We start from the raw sequence: 2,117 nt of genomic DNA, 5'->3' as shown, positions 1-2,117 counted from the left end.
GCCGTGCATATCGAGGATCGCGGCTATCAGTTCGCCGACGGTGTCTATGAGGTCTGCGAAGTGGCGCGTGGCTTCATCGTCGACATGCCGCGCCACCTGGCCCGGCTGAACCGTTCGCTGACCGAATTGTCGATCGCCTGGCCGGTCACCTCTCACGTGCTGCCGCTCATTCTGCGTGAGGTGGTCAATCGCAACCACGTCGCCAATGGCCTGGTCTACGTGCAGGTGACGCGCGGCGTGGCCAGCCGCGACTTTGTCTTCCCTTCCGCAGACACCAAGCCGGCCCTGGTGGTCACCGCCAGGAAGGCCGACCCCGCAGCCGGAGCAAAGCGAGCCGAGACCGGCATCGCGGTCATCACCGTGCCGGAGAACCGCTGGGACCGCGTCGACATCAAGACCGTCGGGCTGCTGCCCAATGTATTGGCCAAGCAGAAGGCAAAGGAAGCCGGTGCGCAGGAAGCCTGGTTCGTCGACGATGAAGGCAACGTAAAAGAAGGCGGCTCGTCCAATGCCTGGATCGTCACCCGGGACGGCGTCCTGGTCACCAGGCCGGCCGAGCATGGCATCCTGCGCGGCATCACCCGCACGACCATGTTCGAAGTGGCGGCCAAGCTTGGCCTGAAGATCGAGGAGCGCGGCTTTTCCGTCGCCGAGGCCAAGACGGCACGCGAGGCGTTCATCAGTTCCGCAACGACGATCGCCATGCCGGTGGTGGCCATCGATGGCGACACGGTCGCCAATGGGCACCCCGGCTCAATAACACTTTCGTTGCGGCAAGCCTTTTTTGACATTGCGGAAAAAAGTCCAGCCTGATAACCGCACAGGTGGAATGAACATCAATATATCTCGTTCTGCTTGTCGTTACTGACGACAAGACGGTGTTTGCGAGCTTGACATGCGCCCGTTAATTTGGCGCATTGGCTTGCAAACCGAAGGGGATCGGCGAAAGACAAGAACAATGGCGGAACGATCGCAAAACCTTCAGGACCTGTTCCTGAATTCAGTTCGCAAGAGCAAGAACCCGCTCACCATCTTCCTCATCAACGGCGTGAAGCTGACCGGCGTGGTCACTTCGTTCGACAATTTCTGTGTGCTGCTGCGCCGCGATGGTCACTCCCAGCTCGTCTACAAGCACGCCATTTCCACGATCATGCCGAGCCAGCCGGTTCAGATGTTCGATGGCGAGGAAAGCCAGGGCGCCTGATTGGCACGTGAGAAAGACGCGGACGCCACCGTTCGCGGGAAACCAGCGCATCACCCCGGGACTGAGGCCAAGGGCCCGACCCGGGCCGTGGTCATTGTGCCCGTCCTTACCCGCCACCAGCGCAACGACGACGAGACCAACCGCCCGCGGCTGATGCGTTCGGCTGATGCGCGTCACGACGAGGCCGTTGGCCTTGCCCGCGCCATCAACCTTGATCTGATTCACACCGCGGTGGTGACCGTCAACGATCCGCGCCCGGCGACGCTGCTCGGCAGCGGCAAGGTCGCCGAGTTCGCGGAAATCGTCAAAGAGGGACTTGCGGAAGTGGTCGTCGTCGACCATCCGCTGACCCCTGTGCAGCAGCGCAATCTCGAGAAAGAGCTGAACGCCAAGGTGCTGGACCGCACCGGGCTGATCCTCGAGATATTCGGCGAGCGTGCACGCACCAAGGAAGGCACGCTGCAGGTCGAGCTCGCCCATCTCAACTACCAGAAGGGCCGCCTCGTGCGCAGCTGGACCCATTTGGAGCGTCAGCGCGGCGGCGCCGGATTCCTTGGGGGCCCCGGCGAAACACAGATCGAATCCGACCGGCGGCAGTTGCAGGAAAAGATCATCAAGCTGAAGCAGGAGCTGGAAACGGTGCGGCGCACGCGCGACCTGCACCGCGCCAAGCGCAGGAAGGTGCCGTTCCCGGTGGTGGCGATCGTCGGCTACACCAATGCCGGGAAGTCGACGCTGTTCAACCGGCTGACCGGGGCGGATGTGCTGGCACAGGACATGCTGTTCGCCACGCTCGACCCGACGCTGCGCCGCGTGCGCCTGCCACATGGCACGCCGATCATCCTCTCCGACACGGTCGGCTTCATTTCGGACCTGCCGACACATCTGATCGCGGCTTTCCGCGCCACCCTGG

3 protein-coding genes are annotated in these 2,117 nt (G+C 62.8%); all 3 read left to right on the top strand.

The features are described from left to right. Nucleotides 1-813 (top strand): D-amino-acid transaminase (locus tag EN991_RS33735; RefSeq protein ID WP_127370360.1); only part of this gene is annotated, 813 nt, incomplete at its 5' end. Nucleotides 814-958: 145 nt separating this feature from the next. Continuing rightward, the gene (gene hfq, locus EN991_RS33730) at nucleotides 959-1,204 is read left to right on the top strand and encodes an RNA chaperone Hfq (protein ID WP_006202172.1); all 246 of its coding nucleotides are present in this window, start codon (nucleotides 959-961) and stop codon (nucleotides 1,202-1,204) included. Beyond that, the coding region (gene hflX, locus EN991_RS33725) for a GTPase HflX (protein ID WP_127370359.1) at nucleotides 1,205-2,117 on the top strand (913 nt) is incomplete at its 3' end.

Source organism: Mesorhizobium sp. M7A.F.Ca.US.005.03.2.1, assembly GCF_003997795.1.
Classification (GTDB): domain Bacteria; phylum Pseudomonadota; class Alphaproteobacteria; order Rhizobiales; family Rhizobiaceae; genus Mesorhizobium; species Mesorhizobium ciceri.
This window is presented reverse-complemented; position numbering and strand designations above follow the sequence as displayed.

What these genes read in the sequence shown, in the direction of transcription:
- hfq (WP_006202172.1), top strand. Translation starts at nt 959, where the DNA reads ATGGCGGAACGATCGCAAAACCTTCAGGACCTGTTCCTGAATTCAGTT.